Origin of the sequence: Xanthomonas sacchari (assembly GCF_024266585.1) — a bacterium.
GTDB classification, from domain to species: domain Bacteria; phylum Pseudomonadota; class Gammaproteobacteria; order Xanthomonadales; family Xanthomonadaceae; genus Xanthomonas_A; species Xanthomonas_A sacchari_C.
The window spans coordinates 2631649-2657665 of the sequence record NZ_CP100647.1 but is presented as its reverse complement, the minus strand read 5'-3'; the positions used below and the strand labels follow the sequence as shown (position 1 = coordinate 2657665).

The following is a 26017-nucleotide window of genomic DNA, read 5'->3' as shown; positions in this document are numbered from 1 at the left end:
AAAGAGAGTGCCCTGCTGAGCAATCTAGTATACCAAGATTATGAATCTGAGCCTCGTCGAGCAGTTGCACGATCTTTCCATAAGCGACGACGTCATTCCCGCCCTAAGCGCCCGCGGCCGAAATGCTCGAGCACTTCTAGCTCGACCGTCGTCCCTTGCGCACCGAACCATCCTAGCAGCCTCTTTAGTTCGGCGCGGCCATCGGGCGCCAGCACCAGCTGATTGATCATTGCGCGCACGCCGAGTCGGTTGCGGTACTTGCGCCAGGTGGCGGCTGGGTTCCAGGACAGGCTGAACCCATCAAAGCCCACGCTCATCGACGATTGACCGAGTCCCGCGCCGGCCAGGGCGTCGTCGACCCCGCGCGCGATCTCGACCAGCGTGCGCTCGTAGGTGGAGATAGGGGCGCCATCGGGGTTGTTGACGTGCTGCTGGTACAGCCCGAGCCAGTCGCGCACTGGCCGGAAGCGGTCGCGCAGCGCCACGGCACCGGCAATCAGGGCCGCGGGGCTGTCGACGTCACGGATGACTTGCAACGGGATCGGATCGAGCATCAGCCGTAGTGACATCAGCGACTCGTTGCGCGTCTCACGCCGTTGCAGCTTGGTCCGGCTGGTGCGCACCATGTCGAGGGTACGATCGGCGGCGCTGGCGTCAGGTAGTGCGACGCCGGCGATCTGATAGAAGCGGCGCCGTGCCGGGTGCGGCGTGTACGGCGTGTCGAACTTGACCGCACGCGCAAGCATGCCCGCGCCGCCCCACAATATCTGCGACTCCAGCGGGTGCGAGCTGACCCCGTGCTCACGGTAAGCGATTGTGTACTGCGCGTGCAGCTCGCGGAGCGGCGCCGTAAACGCCAGGCGCTCGACAAACGCGTCACGCACCGACCCCAATTCCGGATCCCGCGGCTGGAAGTCGTAGCCACGCAGAGCCCCCTGGCGAGTGGCGGGGGCAAACACATGGCCGGCGCGCTGCCACGTGTCGACATGAGCGGCCTCGACCAGAATTTGGTCGCGCAGCACTAGGTCGGTGAGCAGGTCGAACAAGCACTCCAGCGCGATAGCAGCCGAAGGCACTGACGTCAGCTGTGGGGCGCCGTCGGTCGTGACCTGCAGTAGCTGGCACTGATCGCGGCCGAGTCCGTCGGTGAGCAGCTCCGCCACAATCTGCAGCGACCAGTTGTCGGCAATAACCGATTGTCCCATGTGTCCATACCGGGCTGAGTGTTCCGGTATCGTACCCCTAATAGGCCCAACTTCCGCTGCCCAGGCTTCCGATCAATCCACGACGCTCGAACGAAATTCCGCAACGATCACTTATGCGGCTTAGCTATCTTCAAGTAAGCGAGCGGCAGGATTCGCGGATGCGCTGCCTGTCTGGAAGTATCCAATCACACTTGCCACCGACCGGTGCTCGGTCAGCTGCATGATCGCCGGCAGAGCCACCCCTTGGCGGCTGGCCTCGGTCACGAACCCTGACCTCAAGCTGTGCCCACCAAAATCCCCCTCCAGCCCGGCCAGGCGGGCCCGCCTTTGCACGATCTCACCCACCGCAGCGGGGGACAGGGCAGGGCCGACGCGCTGTTTCCAGAGCCGCCGGAAGATGGCCCCCTCGGTGATGCCTGCCGCCTCCAGCCAATCCTGCAGGGCGAGAGCGGCCCGGTCCAGTACCGGCTTGTCCGGCGTTGAGGTGGCGGTAACGCCCGCCTGCTGGGTCTTGCTGTGCTCGAGCCGGTAGATGTACCCCGCCTCGCCGATCCGGCGCAGGTCGCGTAGGTCGGCGGCGGCGATCTCACTGCGCCGGCGCCCACCGCTGGCAAACCCGAAGCAGAGTAAGGCGCGATCCCGTATTCCTTCCAGGCTGTCGTCGCAGGTGGCCAGCAGGGCTTCCAGCTCAGGCAGGGTAATCGCAGTCTTCTTGCGCGGCCGCTCGCCCCGTTTGACTGCAGCTCGGGCGGCGCGGCTGAGCACGGTGCGGATCGCTGGCTGTTCACAGGGATTGGTCGCCTGTTTGAGCCTGTGCGCGGTGGACAGCACGGCGACCCGATGCCGCACGGTGGCCAAGGTCCATGGCCCAAGCTTGGCTTTCAGGCCGGCCGCCACCAAAGCCTGGTCCACGATCGGCGGCAGCTCCCACGCCAGCTCACCGTCAGTCGAGCGGCGCTGCACGTGATCGACCACAAACTGCAGCACAGTGGCTTCGGGCACCGGCAATGCGAGCTCGATCCCGTAGCGCGCCGCATGCCAGCCGGCCCAGTAGCGCAGGGCACTGGTATAGCTGCGGGTGGTGTTCTCGGCCGCCGCTTCGGCCAGCAGCTCGCGCACCGCGTCCGCCGCCTGTTGCGCTAGCTGTTCGGGCAGTACCAGCTGGTGGACGGTCTGGACGAGGGCGGCACTAGTGGAATTAGCATTCATAGTATGTAATGTGCGCTACGAATAAGTAGACGTAGCCACGATAATCATCACTTATCGTGAGTACGTCAATCGCAGGGTAGGGCACCAATCCAGGAGGCATTTGAATGGCCAGAGGCATCACCGAATCGGACGTGCACGGCGCGGCCGACGCACTTGTCGCCACCGGCGAACGCCCGACGGTGGAGCGCATCCGTGCCCACCTGGGCACCGGATCTCCGAACACCGTGGTGCGCTGGCTGGAAACCTGGTGGGGAAGATTGGGTGAGCGGCTGACCGCGCAGCAGGTCAAACTTGAGCTACCCAATGCCCCTGCGGAGCTGGCGACCTTGGCCTCACAGTGGTGGGAGCATGCGCTGGCAGCCGCACAGCGCCACGCTGACGCCAACCTGGCTCAACAGTGTGCCGACCTCGTCGCACTACAAGATGACTTTGGCAATCGGGAGGCCGCTTGGCAAGCGCAGATTCATCAGCATTCCGTTGCTGCCAACCAAGCTCGGGAGTCGCTGGTTGTCGCCGAACAGCGGCTGGCCGATCTCCAGCGCTTGTGCGATCAACAGCTTACTCAAATTGCCGACCTAACCACGCAACGCGAAGACTTGCGTGATCGCTGCACCCAGATGGAACAAGAGCTTGGTGCGCTGCAGGGCCGCTACAGCGAGCGTGAGGCGGTGATCACCATCGAGCGCAATCGTCAGGCCGACCATGTGCGCGCAATTGAAGATAGGGCACATGCAGAGATCGATCGGGCACGGCAGGAAGCTCAGGCACTTCTAAAGCAACTTACGAGCGCACAACGGGAGCGTCAAACGTTTGAACAGCACGCTCGCCAGCAAGAAGACAGTACCCGTCAGGCGTTGGCTGAGGCGCTACGAGAAGCTGCCGTCGAGCGAACTCGAGCCGACACCCTGGCAGCAGAGTTACAACGTACCGTCTCAGCGAGGCAAACGTCACGCCAGAAGTCGGCCGCACCGGCGGTACGCAAGCCGCGCCGCGCCGCACGTTAGACAACAAGCGCATGGTATGCTCAAGCCATGAGTGCCTACCACCGCTACGAGCCCGGCTTTCGAATACCGGCGTGATCGCAACGATCACGCCCCTGTAGCTCAATTGGTAGAGCAGCGGATTTATATCCCGTCAGCGCCAGATAAGCGGCAAGTGCCGGTTCGAACCCGGCCAGGGGCACCACCTGTTCGCGTCGTCGCGGATGACGAGTTGAACCGTGCCTTGCTTCTACCCGGGCATTTAATTGATGCGCTTTTTTCTAGATACCGAGTGGGCCGACACTATAGGATCTGAGCTCGTCAGCATCGCCCTGGTGGCGGAGAACGGCATTGACTACCTCTACGCCGAGCGAGAGATCTTGCCGGCGCGTCCGACTGACTTCGTTCGAAGCGTCGTGTATCCACTGCTGGATCGGGACAAGTCGGTCCTGACGGATCAAGCAATGACCAAGCGCGTACGCGGTTTTCTCAACTCCGCAAGTGCTCCAATGATCTTTGCGGACTACGCCAACGATCTCCAGCTTCTCCACTACGTGCTCGCGGGCTTCGATCTACCCGATACCCAAGTCTATGCGTGCGGCCCGACACCTCGGCCAGTGGATGTGCAGATCATTCACGACAGGCCGACGGCGACATTGGTGGAAGCCTACTTTGAGGCTCATCCTGCAGTTCGGTCCAGACGACACCATGCCTTGGTCGATGCAGAGGCACTGAGAGTGGCATGGCATATCTCTACCGGTCGCGTTCCATGCCCCGCATGGGGCGTTGATGCTATGGCACGAGTAAGCGCACACCCTAGCTAACCATCGTAAGCAGAACCGTGGGGAGAGAGAAGCGGCATGAATGACCTCGCAGACGAACTAGATCCGCAGTACCGATCATGGCTGTTGTCTCAGGCTGTGCCTCATGTATGGGCTGCAACGTTTTCCCTCCATCTTGATAAAGGCGAGGGCACAGCAATCGCGACAGCAGATGCTGCGGCTGGCGTGGTGAAAAGGCTAAAGGATGAACCTGTGCTTCCTCCAGAGGAGGTTGTTGCCAAGTCGGGCTTCGTCTTTTCCTTCGACGATTTTCGGGGGTGGTACCGTGTCACTCATCGATTGCAACAGTCCAGTGGCTCGATCTACCGAGATCCCACTGATACTGAGATCGAGCAAGCCTTCGAGAGCTACCAACAAAGCCGCAGTGACTTCTACTAAGGTCTGGGAACACCAGACCGACATCGGCATGCCATCTTGGCGAATCCGGAGCAGCTTTTCCTTCCTTCCATTTTGGAGTAAACATGACCAAGCTCGACCACCTGTTTCCGAATTTGAGTCGACCGAAGCCGCCGAGGACTACGACTGGTAGTTCCGGGCGAAGATCGAGCGCGCCGTGGCCGACACGCGGCCGACGATTTCGCACGACCAAGTGATGGCGCGCACACGCTGCGATCGAAGCCGCCGCGAAGCGATAGAAGCTCGCTGATGAACCAGGTCCAGAGCTGCAGGAACTTGTCATCCTATGGAACAGCGCTGCTGGAACTTAAGGTCCAGATTTCAGTACTGGCGGTTGTTCTGGTCAACTCCGGGGCGTTTTTTCCGTCGTTCCATCAAAGCTGTGGCGACTTGTCCAGGCTCCGAGAAATGTGCGGCGTATGTCCGCGGCAAATGGGGTGTATGCCTGCGGGAACGGGGGCATTTCCTGCGCGGCAATCACTGCTGCGATGGAGGGCCGCGTAGTGCTGCACAGCCACCATGACGCTGACGCCAACAACGACCAGCACCGCAGAATTTCGCATAATGTATCTTATGTAAAATTCAGATGCCGCAGGGCTACTCACGTCCGCGTCACCCATTCAACGCTTCCAGCCGCCGTCGTATCTGCGACATCTGCTTGGCGCTGAAGTTGCTGCCGTGGCGATCCAGCAACGCGACCACGGTCGCGTGTGCCTCGTCTGCCCGGCGTTGCAACTCCTGGATGGCCGCGTGCTCGATGGCTTGCCACTCCTCGGCGGTCTTGCCCGTTGGGACGACCTGGCGCTGGCGATTGGTATCCAATGCGGTACTCACGTGGAAGCCTAGGACTGAACGTCTCCATTGCGGACTTTACCGCACCGATCTCACGCTTGCCGTTTGCGCGGATGTGGCGCAGGCGCACTGCCGCGACCCGCGCCAGCATCGCCTGCCAACCCGGACGGCAACCGCACCTGGGCGCATAGTCCGCCGCCGTCGCGATTGCCGAACTCCAGCGCGCCGCCGTGCGCCTGGCAGATGGCCGCGGCGATCGACAGGCCCAGGCCGCTGCCGCCGGAATGGCGCGCGCGCGAGTCGTCGGCGCGCCAGAATCGGTCGCCCATCCGCGCCAGCGCCTCCTCGTCGACGCCGGGGCCGCGATCGGCGACGCGGATCAGCACGCCATCGGCATCGGCCTGCGCCTCCAGCGCCAGTTCGCCGCCGGCCGCGGCATAGCGCAACGCATTGTCGATCAGCACCGACAGCACCTGGCCCAGGCGGTCGCGGTCGGCACTGATGTGCAGTTGTTCGGGAATGCGCACCTGCACCTGCATGCCGGCCTCCTGCAGCGGCTGCGCGGCCCAGGTCAGGCGTTCGCGGACCAGCGCGCCGAGTGCGAACCGCTGCGGTTCCAGCATCAGCTGATTGGCGCGGGCCATCGACAGCAGGTGCAGGTCGCCGACCAGGCGATTGATCTGCTCAAGCTGGCGCTGGACCATGCGCAACTGCTCTTCGCTGCTCGGGAACACCTGGTCGAGCATCCCCTGCACCCGCCCCATCGCCGCGTTGAGCGGCGTGCGCAGTTCGTGCGCCAGCATCGCGCTGGACTCGCGCACCTCGCGCTCGTATTGCTGCAGCTGCGCGCTCATGCCGTTGAAGTCGATCGCCAGCCCGGCCAGTTCGTCCGGTGCACCGGGCACCACCCGGGCGCGCGCGGCGAAATCGCCGTCGCTGATGCGCCTGGCTGCCTCGGCGACGTTGGAGAACTGCCGCGACAGCGGCCGCGACGCCAGCAGGCCGCAGACCACGATCACCGGGATCGACGCCAGCACCATGCCCGCTAGCAACCACCAGTCGCGGCTGGCCAGCCCGGGCAGGAAGTCGGCCACGTCGTAGTAGGTCTCGAACAGTTTCCACAGGCGCCGCGCATTGCTGTGCGGATCCTCGCGCAGCTGCAGCATCTCCTGCCGCGCCTGCGGCGGCAGGCGGCTCAGGGTGGACACGTCCCAGATCGCGAAGCGCAACACCATGCCCAGCGCGATCGCGATGATGGTCAGCACCGCCAGCGCGCTCATGCGCAGGCCCACCCACTGCCACAGCGGCGCATGGCCCTTGCGGCGGAACCAGGACCAGTTCATCGGAAGCGGTAGCCGATCGCGCGCACCGTCACCAGCAGGCCGGTGACCTGCTCGTGTTCGAGCTTCTTGCGCAGGTTGTGCACGTGCGCATCCACCACCCGTTCCAGCGCATCGCTGTCGGGCAGGCAGATCTCCAGCAGTTCGCTGCGGGTGAAGGCCTTGAACGGCGTCTTCATCAGCGTCGCCAGGATGTTGAACTCGGTCGGGGTCAGCTCCAGCGCTACCTCGTGGCCGTCGGCATCGCGCACCGTGGCGCGCACCGCGGCGGTATCCACGATGAGCCGTTCGTGGCGCAGCGGCTCCTCGCTGGTGCGCGCCGGCGCGGCGCGGCGCAGCACCGCAAACACCCGCGCCACCACTTCCTTGGGGCTGTACGGTTTGACCACGTAGTCGTCGGCGCCGTAGCGCAATGCACCGAGCTTTTCCGGTTCGTCGCCCATCGCGGTGACCATGATCACCGGGGTATCGCTGCTGCGGCGGATCGTGGATAGCACCTCGGTGCCGCTGAGCCGCGGCAGCATCACGTCCAGCAGCACCAGGTCCGGCTTCCACTGCGCATGCACCGCTACCGCTTTCTGCCCGTCCTCGGCGATCGCGACCTCGAAGCCGTCGCGGCGCAGGTAGGCCTCGAGGATGCTGGCGCTGTCGGCATCGTCTTCGACCAGCAGGATCTTCTTCGCGTGCATTGCCTGGTGCCCGTGGTTGGCGTCTTGATGGAATCTTGAAGATTCCTAGAAGGCGGCTTGAACATGTCCGCCGATATTGGCAGTCGAGTTCGATCACCCGACCGCCACCATGATTCTACCGTCCCCATTGCTTCGCCCGCGTCGCCTCCGCGCCCTGCTCGGCCTGCTCGCGCTCGCCCTGGGCGGCTGCTCGCTGGCGCCGGTCTACCAGCGCCCGCAACCGGCGTTGCCGCCCACGCTGGGCGCGACCGCTGCGACTGCGGCAGCCGCCCCGAACCGCAGCGACAATGCGCTCACCGACCAGGAACGGCAATTCGTGCGGGCCTTCTCGCCGCAGCACGATCTGTCCCCGCTGCTGACCCAGGCGCTGGTCCACGACCCGGACTTCCGCAACGCCGTGCTGACCGTGCAGCAGGCGCGCGCGCAGTACCGCATCGAACGCGCGCAGCAGCTGCCGCAGCTCGGCCTCGATGCCCAGGGCACGCGCCGCAGCTACGACGACGCGGCCATGCAGGCGCGCTATGGCCAGAAGCTCAGCACCGTCGCAGTCGGTGTGGACGGCTTCGAGCTGGACCTGTTCGGCAAGCTGGCGTCGCTGTCGGCGGCGGCGCAGCAGCGCTACCTGGCCTCCGAGGACGGCCGCCAGGCGGCGCGCGGTGCGCTGATCGCCGAAGTCCTGCGTGCCTACACGCTGGAGCGCGCCGCGCTGCAAAGCCGGCAACAGGCGCAGACCATCGCCGAGCGCAGCGCCGCGCTGCTGGCGATCGCCGCGCGCCAGCAGGCGGTCGGGCTGATCTCCCGCGATGCACTGGACCGCCAGCGCCACGACGACGACCAGGCGCAGGCGCGCGCGCAGCAGGCCGCCAGCGACCACGGTGCCGCCCGCCGCGCCCTGCAACTGCTCGCCGGCTATGCCACGCCCGACGGCATTGGCACGCTGCAAGACCTGCTGCCGGATGCCGAGCAGGACGACGGCCACGCCTGGCGCGACCTCGATTCGAAGGTGCTGCTGCAGCGCCCGGATGTCCGCCAGGCCGAGGCCGAACTGCGTGCGCGCAACGCCGATATCGGTGCCGCGCGCGCCGCGTTCTTCCCGTCGATCCGCCTGAGCACGTCACTGGGCACCGCCAGCGAGGCACTGAACGGCCTGTTCATGCCCGGCAGCCGCACCTGGAGCTTCATGCCGCAACTGCTGCTGCCGCTGTTCGACGGCGGCCGCAACCGCGCCAACCTGGATATCGCACAGCTGCGCAAGGACGCCGCGGTGGCCGACTACGAGAAGACCGTGGAAGCGGCGTTCCGCGAGGTCGCCGATGCGCTCGATGCCCTGCCGGCACTGCAGCAGCGCGAGCGCGGCGAACGGATCAACCTGGAACGCGAGCGCCAGCGCGTGGCGCGCCTGCAGCAGCGCGTCGCGCAAGGCCTGCAGGACCGCCCCGAACTGCTGGCCGGCGACATCCAGGCCGCGCAAGCCGAGCTGGCGCACCTGCAGGCGCGGCAGGAGCTGCTGCTCGATCGCATCGCGCTGTTCCGCGCGTTCTACGGCGTGCCGCTGCCGCACGCGCCCTGACTTTTCCCCCGCACGAGGTTGCCCCGATGAAACATGTCCTGTCCGTTCTCTCGCCGACGCTGACCGTGGCCGTACTGGCGCTGCCGCCGGCAGCGCACGCCGCCGACACCAATGCCGCGTCCAGCGCCGGCCTGTTCGGCGACCGCACCCAACTGAGCGTGGGCGCCGGCGCCATGCTGACGCCGCGCTATCCCGGTTCCGCCGACGATCGCGTACAGGCGGTACCGGTGTTCTCGGTGCAGCGCGGCATCCTGTTCGCGGACACGGTGCGCGGCGCCGGCGTGCAGTTCCAGACTGCGCACGGCTTCTCCGCCAGCCAGTCGTTCGGCTACGACCTGGGCCGCCTGCAGCGCAACAGCAGCTGGCGCCCCGGCTCCAAGAGTCTGGCCGGCATGGGCGACGTGCCCGGCGCGATCACAGCGCGCAGCCTGGTCATGCAGCAGCTCACCCCTTACCTGGCGCTGGATGCCGAGGCCGAGTTCGCGCTGAAGGACGGCGCACGCCGCAACCGCTACCGTGCCGGGGCGCGCTTCACCCTGCTGCAGGCCGCGGCCGACACCGTGACCCTGGACCTGGACGCGCATTTCGGCGACCGCCGTTTCAACCAGGCGTACTTCGGCGTCACCGAGGCGCAGAGCCTGGCCAGCGGCTTCCAGCCGCACCGGGCCGATGCCGGCGTGTACGCCTACTCGGTCGGCGCCGAATGGGACCACACCCTGTCGCCGCACTGGACCGCCTCGCTGCTGCTCGACGCCACCCGCTACGTCGGCCCCGCCGACGGCAGCCCGGTGGTGCGTCGCCGCGCCGGTGCCGGCGGCGGCGCCACCGTCACCTACACCTTTTGATCGCTCTCGGGACACCGCCGACCATGACCCTGCGCCCTACCCTGCTTCTCACGCTGTGCCTGCCACTGGCCGCGCTGGCGCTGTCCGGCTGCGGCCGCGAGGCGGCACCGCCCGCCGATGCGCCACGCGCGGTCAAGCTGGAAACCGTCGCCAGCGACGCCGCGCACGACAGCACCCGCTACCTCGCCCAAGTGCGCCAGCAACAGCGCGCCGACCTCGGCTTCGAAGGCGGTGGCCGCATCGCCGCCATCGCCGTGGACGTGGGCGACCGCGTCCACGCCGGCCAGGTGCTCGCACGCCTGGATCCGGAACCGAACGCCCTGCGCCTGCAGCAGGCCGAGGCCGGCGTCGGCATCGCCGCGGCCGAGCTGCAGCAGCAACAGACCCAGCTCGCCCAACAGCAGGCCATGTTCGACGACGGCGCCGCCTCCGCGGCGACCCTGACCGCGGCCAAAAGCGCCTTCGCCGCGGCCCAGGCGCGGGTCCGCAGCACGCAATCGGACCTGGCGCTGGCGCGCCGCGCGGTGCGCCAGTCGGAACTGCGTGCGCCATTCGACGGCAGCGTGGTGGCGCGACTGCAACAGCCCGACAGCCTGGTCAGCGGCGGCCAGCCCGTGCTGCAACTGGACGGTGCCGATCGCGCGCAGGTGCTGGCGACGCTGCCGGCCGATCGCGCGGCGGCGCTGCAACCCGGCCAGATCGTTCTGGCCTACCGCAGCAACGCGCCACAGCAGGCCTTGCCGCTGCGCCTGCATAGCGTCTCCGCACGCGTGGACGGCGGCGCCACCGTGCAGGCGCTGTTCGACAGCGCCGGCGCCGATGCCGCGCAACCGCGCAGTGGCGAATCGCTGCTGCTGGCGCTGCCCGACAGCGCCGCCGATCAGGCGCCGAGCGTGCCGCTGAGCGCGCTGCTCCCGAGCATGGCCGATGGCCAGAGCATGGTGTTCGTGTACCGCCCAGACAGCGGCCGCGTGCGCCGCCGCCAGGTCGTCACCGGGCGCAGCGATGGCGGCCGCGTGCAGATCCTGCGCGGCCTGGCCGCGGGCGAGCGCATCGTTGCCGCCGGCGCCGCCTTCCTCCACGACGGCCAGCACGTCGTGCCGTTCCGCCCCACCACCCGCCTCGGCACCGTCTCGCCATGAACCTGACCCGCGCCACCCTGCAGTCCAGCCGCCTGGCCCTGTTCAGCGCCGCCCTGCTCCTGATCGGCGGCATCGTCACCTTCCTCGGCTTTCCCTCGCAGGAGGAACCCAGCGTGACCGTGCGCGATGCGATCGTGCAGGTCGGTTTCCCCGGCATGCCCAGCGAACGCGTGGAGAACCTGCTCGCGCGCCCGCTGGAAGAACGGCTGCGCGAGGTCAGCGGGCTGAAGAAGATCGTCACCACCATCCATCCCGGCAGCGCCATCGTGCAGGTCACCGCGCAGGACAGCGTCAAGGACCTGCCGGCGCTATGGCAGCGCGTACGCAGCAAGGCGGCCGAGGCCGGCGCCGAACTGCCCGCGGGCACCCAGGGGCCTCTGGTGGACGACGACTTCGGCCGCGTCGCCATCGCCTCGATCGCGGTCACCGCGCCGGGCTTCAACACCGCCGAGATGCTCGGCCCGCTGCGGCAGATGCGCGCGCAGCTGTACGCCGTGCCCGGCGTCGAGCGGGTCACCTTCCACGGCCTGCGGGACGAGCGCGTCTACGTCGCCTTCGACCGGACCAGGCTGGGCGAAGCCGGCCTCACTCCCGCCGCGGTCGCGCAGCAACTGCGTGCGCAGAACGTGGTCGCCGGCGGCGGCCTGGTCGCCACGTCGGGCATGGCGATGACCGTGACCACCTCCGGCGACGTGCGCGACCTGGATGCGCTGCGCAATACCCCGATCGCCACGCAGGGCGCCGACGGCCCGCGGCAGATCCCGCTGGCACAACTGGCACGCATCGAACTGATGCCGGTGGATCCGCCGGAGGCCGCTGCGATCTACCAGGGCCAGCCGGCGGTGGTGGTGGCGGTGTCGATGGCGCCGGGCAACAACGTCGCCGAGGTCGGCAAGGCGCTGCGGCGCACCCTGGGCGAAACCGCCAAGGCGCTGCCGGTGGGTTTCCAGCAGCACGTGGTCACCTTCCAGGCCGACGTGGTCGAGCGCGAGATGGGCAAGATGCACCACGTCATGGGCGAGACCATCGTCATCGTGATGGCGGTGGTGATGCTGTTCCTGGGCTGGCGCACCGGCCTGATCGTCGGCGCGATCGTGCCGCTGACCATCCTCGGTGCGCTGATCGCGATGCGGGCGCTGAACGTGGAGCTGCAGACCGTCTCCATCGCCGCGATCATCCTGGCGCTGGGCCTGCTGGTGGACAACGGCATCGTCATCGCCGAGGACATCGAGCGGCGCCTGGCCGCCGGCGAGGAACGCCGCGCCGCCTGCGAGGCCGCCGGGCGCAGCCTGGCGATCCCGCTGCTGACCTCCTCGCTGGTGATCGTGCTGGCGTTCTCGCCGTTCTTCTTCGGCCAGACCAGTACCAACGAGTACATGCGCTCGCTGGCGATCGTGCTGGCGGTGACCCTGCTCGGCTCCTGGCTGCTCAGCATCACCATCACCCCGCTGCTGTGCATGTACTTCGCGCGGGCGCACGCCGCGCCGGCCGACGGCCACGGCGATACCTACACGTCCAGGCCATACCGCCTGTACCGGCGCGCGATCGAGGCGCTGCTGGCGCACAAGGCGCTGTTCCTCGGCAGCATGCTGGCCCTGCTGGCACTGGCGGTGACCGTACTGGTCTCGGTGCCGTACAGCTTCCTGCCGAAGTCCGACCGCCTGCAGTTCCAGATGCCGGTGACCCTGCAACCGGGCAGCGATGCGCGCGAGACCCTGCGCACCGTGCAGTCGATCAGCCAGTGGCTGGCCGACCGCCGGCAGAACCCGCAGATCGTCGACAGCATCGGCTACGTCGCCGACGGCGGCCCGCGCATCGTGCTCGGCCTGAACCCGCCGCTGCCGGCGGCCAACATCGCCTACTTCACCGTCAGCGTGCGGCCGGGCAGCGACACCGATGCGCTGATCGCCAAGGTGCGCACCCACCTGCGTCAGGCCTACCCGGCAGTGCGCGCCGAGCCCAAGCGCTTTTCGCTGGGGTCGACCGAATCCGGCGTGGCGATCTACCGGGTGATCGGCCCGGACGAAGCGCAACTGCGCCGCCTCGCCGCCGGCATCGCCGACGCCTTGCGCGCCCTGCCCGGCACGCAGGACGTCAGCGACGACTGGGATAGCCGCATTCCGCGCTACGTGGTGCAGGTGGACCAGGCCAAGGCGCGCCGCGCCGGCGTCGCCAGCGAGGACATCGCCCAGGCGCTGCAACTGCGCTACGGCGGCGTGGACGCCTCGGTGATCCGCGACGACGGCAGCAACGTGCCGATCGTGCTGCGCGGCGACAGCGACCCGCGTGCGCGCGGCGGCCATCCCGGCGACACGCCGATCTACCCCTCCTCCGGCGCTGCGCCGCTGCCGCTGGCGGCGGTCGCCGACATCCAGTTGAGTTCGGAACCCTCGACGATCCAGCGCCGCAACCTGAGCCGCGCCATCACCATCACCGGCCGCAACCCCGACCTGACCACCGACCAGGTGGTGGACGCACTGGCCGACAAGGTGGCGGCGCTGCGCCTGCCGCCGGGCTACCGCATCGAAATGGGCGGCGAACTGGAGGACGCCGCCGAAGCCAACCAGGCGCTGCTGCAATACATGCCGCATGCGCTGGGCGCGATCCTGCTGCTGTTCGTGTGGCAGTTCAATTCGTTCCGCAAGCTGTTCATCGTGGTCGCCAGCATTCCGTTCGCGCTGATCGGCGCCACCCTGGCCCTGCTGGTCACCGGCTATCCGTTCGGCTTCATGGCCACCTTCGGCCTGCTCGCGCTGGCCGGCATCATCGTCAACAACGCGGTGCTGCTGCTGGAGCGGATCGAGGCCGAACTGGCCGACGGACTGAGCCGGCACGAGGCGGTGATCGCCGCGGCGGTCAAGCGCCTGCGCCCGATCGTGATGACCAAGCTGACCTGCATCGTCGGCCTGATCCCGCTGATGCTGTTCGCCGGTCCGCTGTGGACCGGCATGGCCATCACCATGATCGGCGGCCTGGCGCTGGGCACGCTGGTGACCCTGGGCGTGATCCCGGTGCTGTACGACCTGCTGTTCGCGCGCCGCGCTGACGCGGCGAAGGCCACGGCATGAAGTGGCGACGCTGGCGTCGCGTGGGCCTGGCCTGCGTGGTGCTGGGACTGGCGCTGTGCGCCGGCGGCTGCGCCAGCGTCACCCTGCAACGCGTGGATGCGGCGCACTACATCCAGGCCAAGCGTGGCGATGCGCTGAGCGCCGCGCGCCCCAGCGACGCGGCCCTGCAGACGCTGAACGTCGCCGGCCTCGACGCGACAGGCTGCACGGCAAAAGTGCAGCCGTGCATCGACCAGTTGCTCGGCAGCGCCGACGTGGACCAGGAACGCGCCCTGGCCACGTCGGCGGAGCTGTCGCTCCTCGCCGCGCAACGGGCCGCCAGGCAACAACCGGACAGCGATGCCACCCTGACCGCCTGGCTGCAAACCGCGCGCTACGCCTACGCCTATCTGTTTTTCGGTGGGCGCACGCCCAGCGACCGCGCCTTCGAGGAACGCCAGACCCAGGTACGTGACTATTACAACTATGCCGTGCAGCAGGCAGTGACCGCGTTGTTCGCGCGCTACCAGCGGCATCCGCCCGCCACCCACGACGCCGATGCGCCGATCGCCGCCCTGCCCGACTGGACAGTGACGCTGGATGCCAGCGGCGTCGGCAGCCCGCAGGACATGCCGATGCCCGAGGCGATGCTGGCGGCCAGCGGCCTGCGCTTCGACGGCTTGCGCAGCGTGTATCGGCGCGACGGGTTCGGCGCGGAAATGGTCGCGGTCCTGACGCCGCCAGCGGCGGATGCCATCGACGGCGCCGACACAACTCCCGCCTACAGCGACATGCCCATGCCCAACCTCACGGTGGTGCTGCGCTTCGACGGCCACTCCCTCCAAGAAGTGTTGGCCACGCGTCGCGCGCGCGTGGACGTCCACGACCCTTCGCTCCACGAGCGGGTGGCGGTGGGCGGTGTCGACGTGCCACTGGCCGCCAACTTCAGCGCCGGCTACGGCGTCTGGATGGCGCACGCCGGTTTCGCCGCGCAATCGCTGCGCACGCTGCTCGGCCTGGGCCACGGCATCGACCGGCCGCATGTGTTCCTGACCCAGCCCTACGATCCGAACCGGCGCGTGCTGGTGCTGCTGCATGGGCTGGCCAGCAGCCCGGAGGCCTGGGTGAACCTGGCCAACGACCTGCTCGGCGATCCGCGCGTGCGCGAGCGCTACCAGATCTGGCTGGTGTACTACCCGACCAACCTGCCGATTCCCTACACCCACCTGCAGGTTCGCACTGCGCTGGAGCAGACCCTGGACCGACTCGATCCGCAGCGCCGCAGCGTCTCCGCACACGACATGGTGCTGATCGGGCACAGTATGGGCGGCGTGCTGGCGCGCTTGCTGGTGTCCTCCAGCGACGGCGATCGCCTGTGGCGCACCCTGTTCGACGAGGCGGCGCTGCAGCCGAAGGCACGCCAGGCGCTGCAGGCCAGGCTCGGCCCCATGCTGCATTTCGCGCCGATGCCGGAAGTGTCCGAGGCGATCTTCCTGGCCACCCCGCATCGTGGCACACCGGAGGCCGGCGGCACGCTCGGCGAACTGGCGCGCGCCCTGGTCGGCCTGCCCCGGCGCGTCCTCGATCAGTTCCGGGACATCGCCGGCAAGGACATGCTCGGCACGCTGCCCAACAGCATCGACAGCCTCAGCGACCGCGATCCCTTCCTCCGCGCCGCGGCGCAGCTGCCGATCTCAGCGCAGGTGACCTACCACTCGATCATCGGGCGTGAGGATCCGCGCGTGCCGCTGGCGCAGTCCAGCGACGGCATCGTGCCGTATTGGAGCGCCCACCTATCCGGCGCCGCCTCGGAGACAGTGATTGTTTCGGGGCACAGCGTGCAGCGGACACCCGAGGCGATCCGGCAGATCCGCCGGTTACTGCGCTATAGCCCCTCTCCCATCGGGAGAGGGGTTGGGCTGAGGGGACGCGCGCAGCCAAGTGCCATCGGGGTACACGGCGCATGTCCGCACGGTCGGAATGATGATGAGCGGCCGGCCCCTCATCCGCCCCTTCGGGGCAGCTTCTCCCGGAGGGAGAAGCGACAAGCCAAACTCCCTCTCCCTCCGGTAGAGGGGTGAGGGTACGGGCGCAGCCTCGCAGACCATGGAGGCAAGCAGGAAAGGAGAAGCAGGCCCATCGCTCGAAGCATCAGGCGATCCAGCCGCGACCAATACACACTCTGCAGCCCTCTTCCGTTCATCGCCCACGGCTACAGCACGCACAAAAAAACACCCGGCAATGCCGGGTGTTTCCGAAAAGTGGCGTCCCCACGGGGATTCGAACCCCGGTCGCCACCGTGAAAGGGTGATGTCCTAGGCCTCTAGACGATGGGGACGCAGATAACGATGTTGCTTTGCGGACGGCCTATGTCCGAAAAGTTGGTGGAGCCAGCCGGGATCGAACCGGCGACCTCTTGCATGCCATGCAAGCGCTCTCCCAGCTGAGCTATGGCCCCACGTGTACTGGCAGAAGCGGAATCATACCCGACTTTCTTCCGATGTACAAACCCCGCACTCATTGGTTTGGCAGAGCCGAACCCGGATGCGCGCGAGGAATTCCTGCAAATTGGCGTCCCCACGGGGATTCGAACCCCGGTCGCCACCGTGAAAGGGTGATGTCCTAGGCCTCTAGACGATGGGGACGCTGTTAACGATGTCGCTTTGCGGACAGGCCTACGTCCGAAAAGTTGGTGGAGCCAGCCGGGATCGAACCGGCGACCTCTTGCATGCCATGCAAGCGCTCTCCCAGCTGAGCTATGGCCCCACGTGCTGCGAGGAGCGGAATATTAACGATCGTGATCGGCACACGCAAGCGTTTTTTTGCGCAACGTTGGCGACGCCGCAAATGCCCTCGCGACATGTGGCCGAATGCGCGCACGCGCCTGCATTGCGCGGCCTATGTACCTCAATGTCCCACGGTGGGCGCGGCCTGAGGACGTCACGACATGCGGTGTCCGCGCGCCGGCGCAGCCTGCCGTCGCCCATCACTGGCGACTGCCGATATCGGCACAACGCGGCGGCGCGCACGCAGGCATCTCGCGACGTGGCACTGCATCTCTACATAAGTGTTCAAGCACGCCACGCCCACCGCCAACTCTCCCCCCCGCCCTGCCCTGACGACAGCGAGTACAGAGGCGCTGGCGGCACGGCCGCACAGTCGGCTATACTCCGCGGCCGCGCCGAAGTGGCGGAATCGGTAGACGCAGCGGACTCAAAATCCGCCGCCCTTAAAAGCGTGTGGGTTCGAGTCCCACCTTCGGCACCAGGACTGACGGCAGCTTCGGCTGCCGTTTGTTTTTTGCGCGGCCGCCGCGCGCCGGTTGGCGCCGATCACAGGTAAACGCTTCATCTTCCTGCCCCATTTGTCTAGGCGGCGGCGGCGGGGGGGCCGCTATACTTTCCGTTCCCAAACCTTAACGAGCAAGCGATGTCGGCATTGCGGGGCCTGCGTATCCTGGTGGTCGAGAACGACGAGATGAACGCCACGCTGCTGGAGTTGCAGCTTGCCCAGGCCGGTGCCGAGGTGGTCGGCATCGCCGCCAGCGTGCAGCACGCCCTTGCACTGATCGACAGCGAACGCCCCGACCGGGCCGTGCTCGACTTCCGGCTCTCCGCTGGCGAGACCAGCGAGCCGGTGGCCAGGGCGTTGAGCGAACGCGGCACTCCCTTCGTGCTCGCCACCGGCGTGGCCGCCGACGCTCTGCCCCCCGGCTTTGCCGCCGGCGTGGTGCTGACCAAGCCGTATCTGTCAGAGCAGTTGATCCGGGCGTTGCAGGACGCTCACGCCAAGATGACCGCACGCCCCTGAGAATCCTCGGCTGTAGCCCGCCGCCTGGCGGAATGATTCGAGGGATTCAGCCATCAACGCCAAGGACTGTTCGCCGCCTCCTGTCCGGTTTCCGGCCGGCAGCGCCACGGGAGCCTTGCTGCGCGCCATTGATTGGCACAAGCACGAACTGGGCCCGATGGAGCATTGGCCGCGGAGCCTGCTGACCGCGCTGTCGATCTGCCTGAACTCGCGATTCCCGATGGCGGTGCGCTGGGGCGAGCGCATGTTCAACCTCTACAACGACGCCTACGTGCCGATCCTCGGACTGCGGCACCCGCAGGGTTTCGCGCGGCCGATGGAAGAGGTGTGGCCGGACGTCTGGCCCGAGGTCCGCGCGCAGGCCGATCGGGTGCTGGCCAGCGGCGAATCGACCTGGAACGAACATATCCCGTTGACGATGATGCGCAACGGCTACAGCGAGCAGGTGTATTTCACCTTCTCCTACAGCCCGCTGTTCGACGACGAGGGCCGCATCGCCGGCGTGCTGTGCGTCTGTACCGAGGACACTGCGCGGATCACCCTGGCCCGCGAGCGCGACGCGCTGCTGAAGGCACTGGAGGCGCAACGCGCGCAGATGGCCGATGCCTTCGAGCAGTCGCCCGCGGCGCTGGCGATCCTGCGCGGCCCGGACTACGTGATCGAGACGGTCAACCGTCGCTACCAGCAGTTGATCGGACCGCGCGAGGTGGTCGGCCGGCCGCTGACCGAGGCCATCCCGGAAATCCAGCAGCAAGAAGGCTTCATTCGCCTGCTCGACAACGTGCGCGCCAGCGGCCTGCCGTTCATTGGCGAGTCGATGACCTTCAACCTGCGTCGCACGCCGCACGAAGCCGCCTCGGAAACGACGCTGGAGTGCGTCTACCAGCCGATGCGCGACGCCGGGGGGAAGGTCAGCGGCATCCTGGTGCACGGCATCGACCGCACCGAGCAGGCGCGCGCGCAGGCACACGACAGCTTCCTGTTGATGCTCGAGGACACGCTGCAGAACCTGCACAGCACCGAGGCGATCTGCGAGACCGGCGCGGCCCTGCTCGGCCAGCATCTGCGCGCCAACCGCTGTGCCTACGCGATCGTCGAAGCCGACGAGGACACGTTCGACGTGCGCGCCGACTACGTCGACGGCGCCGAGCACCTGACCGGGTGCTCGCGCTTCAGCGACTTCGGCGGCGACCTGCTGGAGTGCATGCGCGAGAACCGGCCGTGGGTGGTGCAGGACACCGAGACCCACCAGCCGCCGATGCGCACGGACGACCCCAACTACCGTCGCCTGGGCATGCGCGCGGTGCTCACCGCGCCGCTGCACAAGGCCGGCCGCCTGGTCGCGGCGATCGGAGTGCACCAGGCCCAGCCACGGGTGTGGACCTCGGCCGAGATCGAACTGGTGCGCCTGGTCGCGGCGCGCTGCTGGGAATCGATGGAGCGCGCGGGCGCGCAGGGCGAGCTGGCCAGCAGCGCCGCACGCCTGCGCGAACTGGCCGATGCGATGCCGCAGATCGTGTTCACCGCCACGCCCGACGGCCACGTCGACTACTTCAACCGCCGCTGGTACGAATACACCGGGCTGCCGGTCGGCGAGGCCGGCTACGACAGCTGGCGCAAGGTGCATACCGAGGAAGGCCTGGCGCGGGTGATGGAGGTGTGGCCGGAGGCGCTGCGCAGCGGCAAGCCGTACGAAATCGAGTATCCGCTGCGCCGTCACGACGGCGAGTACCGCTGGCACCTCGGCCGCGCCCTGCCGATCCGCGACGACAGCGGCCGCGTCGTGCGCTGGATCGGCACCAATACCGACATCCACGACCGCCGCCTGGTCGAGCAACGCCTGCAGGAAAGCGAACTGCGCTTCCGCCAGCTGTGCGACAACGCGCCGGTCATGATCTGGATGTCCAACGCCGACGGCGACTGCGAGTACATCAGCCGCCAGTGGTACCTGTTCACCGGGCAGAGCGAGCAGGAAGCGCTGGGCAGCGGCTGGCAGGAAATGATCCATGCCGACGACCTGGCCACGGTCGGCCGCACCCTGGCGCGCGCCTGCGCCGATCGCCGCGCCTACACCCTGGAGTACCGCCTGCGCCGCCACGACGGCGAATACCGCTGGTGCCTGGATACCGCCACGCCGCGCTTCAGTTCGTCGGGCCAGTTCCTCGGCTTCATCGGCTCGCTGCTGGACATTTCCGAACGCAAGCGCATCGAGAACGCCACCGCGGCCGAGCGCGCGGCGCTGGAGATGATCACCACCGGCAAGCCGTTGAACGCGGTGCTGGATGCGATCGCCCGCGGCATCGAGTCGCAGAGCGATGTCGGCCTGCGCTGCACCATCATGCTGGTCGACGAGCACCGCCAGTGCCTGCTGGAAGGCGCCGCGCCGAGCATGCCGCAAGGCTTCCGCAAGGCGGTGCAACGCCTGCCGATCGACCCCGACACCGGCTGCTGCGGGCGCGCCGCCTACCTGCGCCGGCAGGTGCTGTGCAGCGATGTGCGGGTGAACCCGCATTGGCAGGCGTATCTGGCCACCGCCCTGGAGGCGGACATCATCGCCTGCTGCTCCACGCCGATCCTGGCCAGCGACGGCGAGGTGCTGGGGGTGGTCGCGATGTACTACCCGTTCGTGCACTACCCCAACCCGCACGAACAGGACCTGGCGCGCTCGGCCTCGCACCTGGCCGGCATCATCATCGAGCGCCGCGGCACCGACCTGCGCCTGCAGCAGTTGCTCGCCGCCGAGCAGAGCGCGCGCAGCGAGGCCGAACGCGCCAGCCGCATGAAGGACGAATTTCTGGCCACGCTCAGCCACGAACTGCGCACGCCGCTCAACGCGATCCTGGGCTGGTCGCGGCTGATGCAGGACGCGGCGGTGCGCGAGAAGGAGCTGGCCAAGGGCCTGGAGGTGATCGAGCGCAGCGCCCACTCGCAGGCGCAGATCATCGACGACCTGCTGGACATGAGCGCCATCCTCTCCGGCAAGGTGCGCCTGGAGGCCGGCGACCTGGACCTGCGTGCGCTGCTGAGCGAGACCATCGATGCGGCCCGCCCCGGCGCGCAGAACAAGGGCATCGATATCGTGCTGGTCGCCAACGACGCGACCGCCCTGCCCTATCTCGGCGATGCGATCCGGTTGCAGCAGGTGCTGACCAACCTGATCGGCAACGCGATCAAGTTCACCCCCAGCGCCGGCACGGTCACGGTCACCCTGGACAGCACCAGCACCCACGTGCGCATCGCCGTCGGCGATACCGGCGTCGGCATCGCCCCGGCGTTCCTGCCGCACGTCTTCGACCGCTTCCGCCAGGCCGATGCGAGCAGCACCCGCAGCGCCGGCGGCCTGGGCCTGGGCCTGGCCATCGCCAAGCAACTGGCCGAACTACACCAGGGACAGTTGTCGGTCAGCAGCGACGGCGTCGGCCTCGGCGCCACCTTCACTCTGCTGCTGCCGCGCAACGATCAGCAGAGCCTGGCCCCGATCCGCCGCGACGACGTGGCGCTGTCCGGCGGCATGCTGCGGCGTGGCGGCGTGCGCCTGGACGGGGTGCGCGTGCTGGTGGTGGACGACGATATGGATTCGCGCGGCGTCACCCAGCGCTTCCTGCAGGAAGCCGGCGCCGTGGTCGAAGCCGCGGTGTCCGCCGACGATGCCGAAGCGCTGCTGCGCGAGCGGCCGTATGCGTTGCTGGTCAGCGACGTCGGCATGCCGCGCCGCGACGGCCACAGCCTGATCCGCAGCATCCGCGCCCGCGGCGCTGGCGCGGCCAGCCGTATTCCCGCCATCGCCCTGACCGCCTACGTGCGCGGCGAGGATCGTGCACTGGCCCTGGAGGCCGGCTTCGATGCGCACCTGGGCAAGCCGGTGGATCCGGCCAAGCTGCTCGGGCTGGCCGCATCGCTGGTGGCGCCGCCAGCGGCCGCGCTCACCACCGACCAGAGCCCGCGCGCCGAACCGGCCTGACCCCGGCGCGCTTTCCGGCGACGCCGGGCCCGGCTCGACCGGATCGCCCAGCGCCTGCGTGCAGGCGCTGGGCATTCCACCTCAGCCGCGCTTGGCGCGGGCGAAGGCGTCGGCCAGCGCACTGTTGACCGGCGCGGCGGCCGCGGGCCGCGGCTTGGCGCTTGCGCCGCCCTGGTTCCCGCCGCGCGCGTCGCGCTCGCGCCGCGGCGGGCCGCCAGCGCCGCGTGCGCCGCTGTCGCGATCGGCGGGACGCGCCGGCGCCGGCGTGTCGTCCAGGCGCCGGGTCAGCGCGATGCGCTTGCGCGCCACGTCCACCTCCAGCACCTTGACCTTGACGATGTCGCCGGCCTTGACCACGTCGCGCGGATCCTTGACGTAGCTGTCCGACAGCGCGGAGATGTGCACCAGGCCGTCCTGGTGCACGCCGATGTCGACGAACGCGCCGAAGGCGGCGACGTTGCTGACCACGCCCTCCAGCACCATGCCCGGCTTGAGATCCTTGATGTCCTCCACGCCGTCGGCGAAACGCGCCGCCTTGAACTCCGGGCGCGGATCGCGGCCCGGCTTCTCCAGTTCCTTGAGGATGTCGCGCACGGTCGGCAGGCCGAACTTCTCGTCGGTGAACTGGTCCGGCTTGAGGCCGCGCAGAAAGCCGCCGTCACCGATCAGCGCCTTGATCGGCTTGCCGGTGGCGCCGACGATGCGCTCCACCACCGGATAGGCTTCCGGGTGCACCGCCGAGGCGTCCAGCGGTTCCTCGCCATCGGCGATGCGCAGGAAGCCGGCGCACTGCTCGAAGGTCTTCTCGCCCAGCCGTGGCACCTTGAGCAGATCCTTGCGGCGCTTGAACGGGCCGTTGTCGTCGCGGTGGCGCACGATGTTCTCGGCCACGCTCGACGACAGCCCGGACACCCGCGACAGCAGCGCCGCCGAAGCGGTGTTGACGTACACCCCGACCGCGTTCACGCAGTCCTCGACCCGCGCGTCCAGCGCCCGCGCCAGGCGATACTGGTCGACGTCGTGCTGGTACTGGCCCACGCCGATCGCCTTGGGCTCGATCTTGACCAGCTCCGCCAGCGGATCCTGCAGGCGCCGCGCGATCGACACCGCGCCGCGCAGCGACACGTCCAGCTGCGGGAATTCCTTGGCGGCGAATTCGGAGGCCGAGTACACCGAGGCGCCGGCCTCGCTGACCACGATCTTCTCCAGCTTCAGCTGCGGGTTCTGCTTGATCAGGTCCGCGGCCAGTTTGTCGGTCTCGCGGCTGGCGGTACCGTTGCCGATCGCGATCAGCTCCACGCCGTGCTGCGTGCACAGGTGGCGCAGCGTGTGCAGCGACTGGTCCCACTGCCGGCGCGGCTCGTGCGGGTAGATGGTGTCGGTGGCCAGCAGCTTGCCGGTGGCGTCGACCACCGCGATCTTGCAGCCGGTGCGGATGCCCGGGTCCAGGCCCAGGGTCACGCGCGGCCCGGCCGGCGCCGCCAGCATCAGGTCCTGCAGGTTGTCGCCGAACACCGCGATCGCCTCGGCCTCGGCCTTTTCGCGGGCCTGGTTGAACAGGTCCAGCAGCAGGTGCATGTGCAGCTTGGCGCGCCAGGTGAGACGGCAGGCATCCAGCAACCAGCGGTCGCCGGGACGGCCCTGGTTGGCGATGCCGGCGCGCAGCGCGACGCGGCCTTCGGCGTACTGGTGGCCGGCTTCGGCGTCGCTGCCGGGATCCAGCTCCAGGTACACGATCTCCTCGCGGCGCGAGCGGAACAGCGCCAGCAGCCGGTGCGAGGGAATCTTGGCCAGCGCTTCGGCGTGGTCGAAGTAGTCGCGGTACTTGGCGCCTTCCTGCTCCTTGCCCTCGGCCACGCGGGCGCGGATCACCCCGACCTCGCCCAGCCAGCTGCGCAGTTCGCCGACCAGCGCGGCATCCTCGCCCCAGCGCTCCATCAGGATCGCGCGCGCGCCTTCCAGTGCGGCCTTGACGTCGGCCACGCCCTTGTCGGCATCGACGAAGCCGGCGGCGAAGGTCTCCGGCACCAGCGCCGGATCGGCCAGCAGGCCGTCGGCCAGCGGCTCCAGCCCCGCTTCGCGGGCGATCTGCGCGCGCGTGCGGCGCTTGGGCTTGTACGGCAGGTACAGATCTTCCAGTCGCGACTTGGTGTCGGCGGCGACGATCTCCGCGCGCAGTGCGTCGCTGAGCTTGCCCTGCTCGGCGATGCTGGCCAGCACCGTGGCGCGACGCTCTTCTAGTTCGCGCAGATAGGTCAGGCGCACTTCCAGGTTGCGCAACTGGGTATCGTCCAGCCCGCCGGTCACTTCCTTGCGGTAGCGCGCGATGAACGGGACGCTGGCACCCTCGTCGAGCAGGGCGATGGCGGCGCGCGCCTGCGCCGGCTGCGCGCCGATCTCGGCGGCGATGGTGGTGGCGATCTGCTGGGCGAGCTGAGTGTCGTGCATTGCGTCCGGCCGAAGCCGCCTTGCGGAAAACCCGCATTTTCGCAGTGCGCGCGCCGCCGGGGAACCCGTTGACAGGCGCGCGCCGACCTGGCCGCCTCAGGTGACCCCGGTCGGGCCGTCGAGCACCATGCGCACCTTGCGGGTGAGTTCCTGGCGGTTGTAGGGCTTGGCCAGCACGTCGAACTCGGTGCCGCCGGCGTCGGTACGCTCGATCGAGGACTCGGCATAGCCGGTGGTCAGCAGCACCTTGATCTTTGGCCGGCGCCGCCGTGCCTCGCGCGCGAGCATCACCCCGTTGAGGCCCCCTGGCATGATCAGGTCCGAATACAGCAAGTCCACGTGCACGCCGGTGCCGAGCAGCTCCAGCGCCTCGCGGGCGTTGTAGACCACGTGCGTGGCATAGCCCTGGTCCTCCAGGAACAGCCGCGCTAGCTCGGCGATGTCCGGCCGGTCCTCGACGATCAGGATGGTCTCGTCGCCCTGGCGGTCGAACGGACGGCGCGTGCGCGAATCGCGCGGCGCCATGTTCTCGACGTTGTCGTCGATCGGGAAGTACAGGCGCACGGTGGTGCCGTGGCCCTCCTCCGAATACAGGCGCACCGCGCCGCCGGACTGCTTGGCGAAGCCGTACACCATCGACAGGCCCAGGCCGGTGCCCTTGCCCTCTTCCTTGGTGGTGAAGAACGGATCCAGCACCCGCGTCAGCACCTCCGGCGGCATGCCGCTGCCGTTGTCGGTGATCGACACGCACACGTAGTGGCCGGGCAGCAGGTTGTCGTAGGTGGTGGGCTCGTCGGCGCGCACCGAGACGTTGCGGGTCTCGATCACCAGGCGCGGCGCCGCCTGTTCGGCCATGGCGTCGCGGGCGTTGATCAGGATGTTCAGCAACGCCACTTCGGCCTGGGTGGGGTCGATCCGGCAATTGCGCAGGTCCGGGGCCAGTTCCAGCGAAAACGCGATGCCGTCGCCCAGCGTGCGCTCGGCCACATCGCTCATCCCGGCGACCAGGGCATTGAGGTTGAGCACCCGGCCTTCCAGCTTCTGCTTGCGCGCGAACGCCAGCAACTGCTGGGTCAGGCGCGCGGCCTGGCCGGCGGCGTCGCGCGCGCGATCCACGCTCTTGCGCAGCAGCGATGGGTTCAGCGGATCGCTCTCGACCGCGTGCTCGATCAGTTCCAGGTATCCGGACATGACCTGCAGCAGGTTGTTGAAGTCGTGGGCGATGCCGCCGGTGAGCTGGCCCAGCGCCTCCATCTTCTGCGCCTGGCGCAGCGCGTCCTCGGCATCGCGGCGGCGGCTGACGTCCAACTGCGAGCCGAAGAAGTACACCAGCTCGCCGCGGTCGTCGTAGACCGGGGAGATGTACAGCGCGTTCCAGAAGCTGGACCCGTCCTTGCGGTAATTGAGGATCTCCACCGCGATCTCGTCGTGCGAGGTGATGGCATCGCGGATGCTGCTGACCGTCTCGCGGTCAGTGTCCGGCCCCTGCAGGAAGCGGCAATTGTTGCCGATCAATTCATCGCGGCCGTAACCGGTCATCTCCAGGAAGGCGCGGTTGACGAAGATGATGGGATTGTCCGGCTGCCGCGGATCGGTCACGATCATCGGCATGCGCGTGGTCTGCACCGCAGCGAAGAAAATATCGCTGCGCTGATTGGACATGTCGGTGGGTGCGTCAGGGTCGACGGTCGTCGGCGGCGCCGGGTTGTTGCTGATTTCTGGTGCGGGCATGGTCGATGGC

17 protein-coding genes and 6 tRNA genes are annotated in these 26017 nt (G+C 68.1%); 12 read left to right on the top strand and 11 right to left on the bottom strand.

What is annotated here, in order from left to right:
• Positions 1-92 precede the first annotated feature (92 nt).
• Together NKJ47_RS10965 and NKJ47_RS10960 are read right to left on the bottom strand one after the other, a co-directional pair.
• The gene (locus NKJ47_RS10965) at positions 93-1205 is read right to left on the bottom strand and encodes a hypothetical protein (RefSeq protein ID WP_254457943.1); all 1113 of its coding nucleotides are present in this window, start codon (positions 1203-1205) and stop codon (positions 93-95) included.
• A gap of 120 nt (positions 1206-1325) precedes the next feature.
• The gene (locus NKJ47_RS10960; protein ID WP_254457942.1) at positions 1326-2414 is read right to left on the bottom strand and encodes a site-specific integrase; all 1089 of its coding nucleotides are present in this window, start codon (positions 2412-2414) and stop codon (positions 1326-1328) included.
• 104 nt (positions 2415-2518) lie between these two features.
• On the opposite strand from NKJ47_RS10960, the gene NKJ47_RS10955 reads away from it, so the two are divergent.
• The 4 genes from NKJ47_RS10955 to NKJ47_RS20825 all read left to right on the top strand — a co-directional run bounded on the left by NKJ47_RS10955 (position 2519) and on the right by NKJ47_RS20825 (position 4882).
• Positions 2519-3418, top strand: a complete 900-nt coding sequence (locus NKJ47_RS10955; RefSeq protein WP_254457941.1) for a DNA-binding protein — start codon at positions 2519-2521, stop codon at positions 3416-3418.
• Positions 3419-3506: 88 nt separating this feature from the next.
• A tRNA-Ile gene (locus NKJ47_RS10950) sits at positions 3507-3599 on the top strand.
• 655 nt (positions 3600-4254) lie between these two features.
• Positions 4255-4614: a hypothetical protein gene (locus tag NKJ47_RS10940; protein WP_152249660.1), complete on the top strand. Its 360-nt coding sequence runs from the start codon at positions 4255-4257 to the stop codon at positions 4612-4614.
• Positions 4615-4789: 175 nt separating this feature from the next.
• Positions 4790-4882, top strand: coding sequence for a hypothetical protein (locus NKJ47_RS20825; protein ID WP_327237550.1), 93 nt, complete (start codon positions 4790-4792; stop codon positions 4880-4882).
• 362 nt (positions 4883-5244) lie between these two features.
• Here NKJ47_RS20825 and NKJ47_RS10935 read toward each other — a convergent pair whose 3' ends face one another.
• The 3 genes from NKJ47_RS10935 to NKJ47_RS10925 are packed head-to-tail and all read right to left on the bottom strand — an operon-like array spanning position 5245 to position 7453.
• Entirely contained in the window at positions 5245-5466 is a 222-nt protein-coding gene (locus tag NKJ47_RS10935) for a hypothetical protein (RefSeq protein WP_254457940.1), read from the bottom strand.
• Positions 5467-5516: 50 nt separating this feature from the next.
• The gene (locus tag NKJ47_RS10930; protein WP_254457939.1) at positions 5517-6767 is read right to left on the bottom strand and encodes a sensor histidine kinase; all 1251 of its coding nucleotides are present in this window, start codon (positions 6765-6767) and stop codon (positions 5517-5519) included.
• On the bottom strand, positions 6764-7453 hold the full coding sequence (locus tag NKJ47_RS10925; protein WP_254457938.1) for a response regulator: 690 nt from the start codon (positions 7451-7453) through the stop codon (positions 6764-6766). The genes NKJ47_RS10930 and NKJ47_RS10925 overlap by 4 nt, the downstream gene beginning before the upstream one ends.
• 109 nt (positions 7454-7562) lie before the next feature.
• On the opposite strand from NKJ47_RS10925, the gene NKJ47_RS10920 reads away from it, so the two are divergent.
• The 5 genes from NKJ47_RS10920 to NKJ47_RS10900 are packed head-to-tail and all read left to right on the top strand — an operon-like array spanning position 7563 to position 16138.
• Positions 7563-9023, top strand: coding sequence for an efflux transporter outer membrane subunit (locus tag NKJ47_RS10920; protein WP_254457937.1), 1461 nt, complete (start codon positions 7563-7565; stop codon positions 9021-9023).
• A gap of 26 nt (positions 9024-9049) precedes the next feature.
• Positions 9050-9868, top strand: coding sequence for a MipA/OmpV family protein (locus NKJ47_RS10915; protein WP_254457936.1), 819 nt, complete (start codon positions 9050-9052; stop codon positions 9866-9868).
• Positions 9869-9891: 23 nt separating this feature from the next.
• Positions 9892-11010, top strand: coding sequence for an efflux RND transporter periplasmic adaptor subunit (locus tag NKJ47_RS10910; protein WP_254457935.1), 1119 nt, complete (start codon positions 9892-9894; stop codon positions 11008-11010).
• The gene (locus NKJ47_RS10905; protein WP_254457934.1) at positions 11007-14078 is read left to right on the top strand and encodes an efflux RND transporter permease subunit; all 3072 of its coding nucleotides are present in this window, start codon (positions 11007-11009) and stop codon (positions 14076-14078) included. Before NKJ47_RS10910 ends, NKJ47_RS10905 begins: the two co-directional genes overlap by 4 nt.
• Positions 14075-16138 (top strand): esterase/lipase family protein, encoded by a 2064-nt coding sequence (locus NKJ47_RS10900; RefSeq protein ID WP_254457933.1) that lies wholly within the window; start codon positions 14075-14077, stop codon positions 16136-16138. Before NKJ47_RS10905 ends, NKJ47_RS10900 begins: the two co-directional genes overlap by 4 nt.
• 181 nt (positions 16139-16319) lie before the next feature.
• On the opposite strand, the gene NKJ47_RS10895 is transcribed toward NKJ47_RS10900, so the two are convergent.
• The 4 genes from NKJ47_RS10895 to NKJ47_RS10880 all read right to left on the bottom strand — a co-directional run bounded on the left by NKJ47_RS10895 (position 16320) and on the right by NKJ47_RS10880 (position 16823).
• Positions 16320-16395 (bottom strand) — tRNA-Glu (locus NKJ47_RS10895).
• Between the two features lie 44 nt (positions 16396-16439).
• A tRNA-Ala gene (locus NKJ47_RS10890) sits at positions 16440-16515 on the bottom strand.
• Positions 16516-16626: 111 nt separating this feature from the next.
• Positions 16627-16702, bottom strand: a tRNA-Glu gene (locus tag NKJ47_RS10885).
• Between the two features lie 45 nt (positions 16703-16747).
• Positions 16748-16823 (bottom strand) — tRNA-Ala (locus NKJ47_RS10880).
• Positions 16824-17237: 414 nt separating this feature from the next.
• Between NKJ47_RS10880 and NKJ47_RS10875 the strand changes: the two genes are divergently transcribed.
• The 3 genes from NKJ47_RS10875 to NKJ47_RS10865 all read left to right on the top strand — a co-directional run bounded on the left by NKJ47_RS10875 (position 17238) and on the right by NKJ47_RS10865 (position 21828).
• Positions 17238-17324 (top strand) — tRNA-Leu (locus NKJ47_RS10875).
• A gap of 162 nt (positions 17325-17486) precedes the next feature.
• Positions 17487-17867, top strand: coding sequence for a response regulator (locus NKJ47_RS10870; RefSeq protein WP_254457932.1), 381 nt, complete (start codon positions 17487-17489; stop codon positions 17865-17867).
• A 157-nt stretch (positions 17868-18024) separates the two neighbouring features.
• Positions 18025-21828 carry a PAS domain-containing protein gene (locus tag NKJ47_RS10865; protein WP_254457931.1) on the top strand — a complete coding sequence of 1268 codons (3804 nt, stop codon included), beginning with the start codon at positions 18025-18027 and terminating at the stop codon, positions 21826-21828.
• 81 nt (positions 21829-21909) lie between these two features.
• On the opposite strand, the gene NKJ47_RS10860 is transcribed toward NKJ47_RS10865, so the two are convergent.
• The gene (locus NKJ47_RS10860; RefSeq protein ID WP_254457930.1) at positions 21910-24276 is read right to left on the bottom strand and encodes a Tex family protein; all 2367 of its coding nucleotides are present in this window, start codon (positions 24274-24276) and stop codon (positions 21910-21912) included.
• 96 nt (positions 24277-24372) lie between these two features.
• Complete coding sequence (locus tag NKJ47_RS10855; RefSeq protein WP_429002409.1) at positions 24373-26007, bottom strand: hybrid sensor histidine kinase/response regulator; 1635 nt, start codon at positions 26005-26007, stop codon at positions 24373-24375.
• Between the last annotated feature and the right edge of the window lie 10 nt (positions 26008-26017).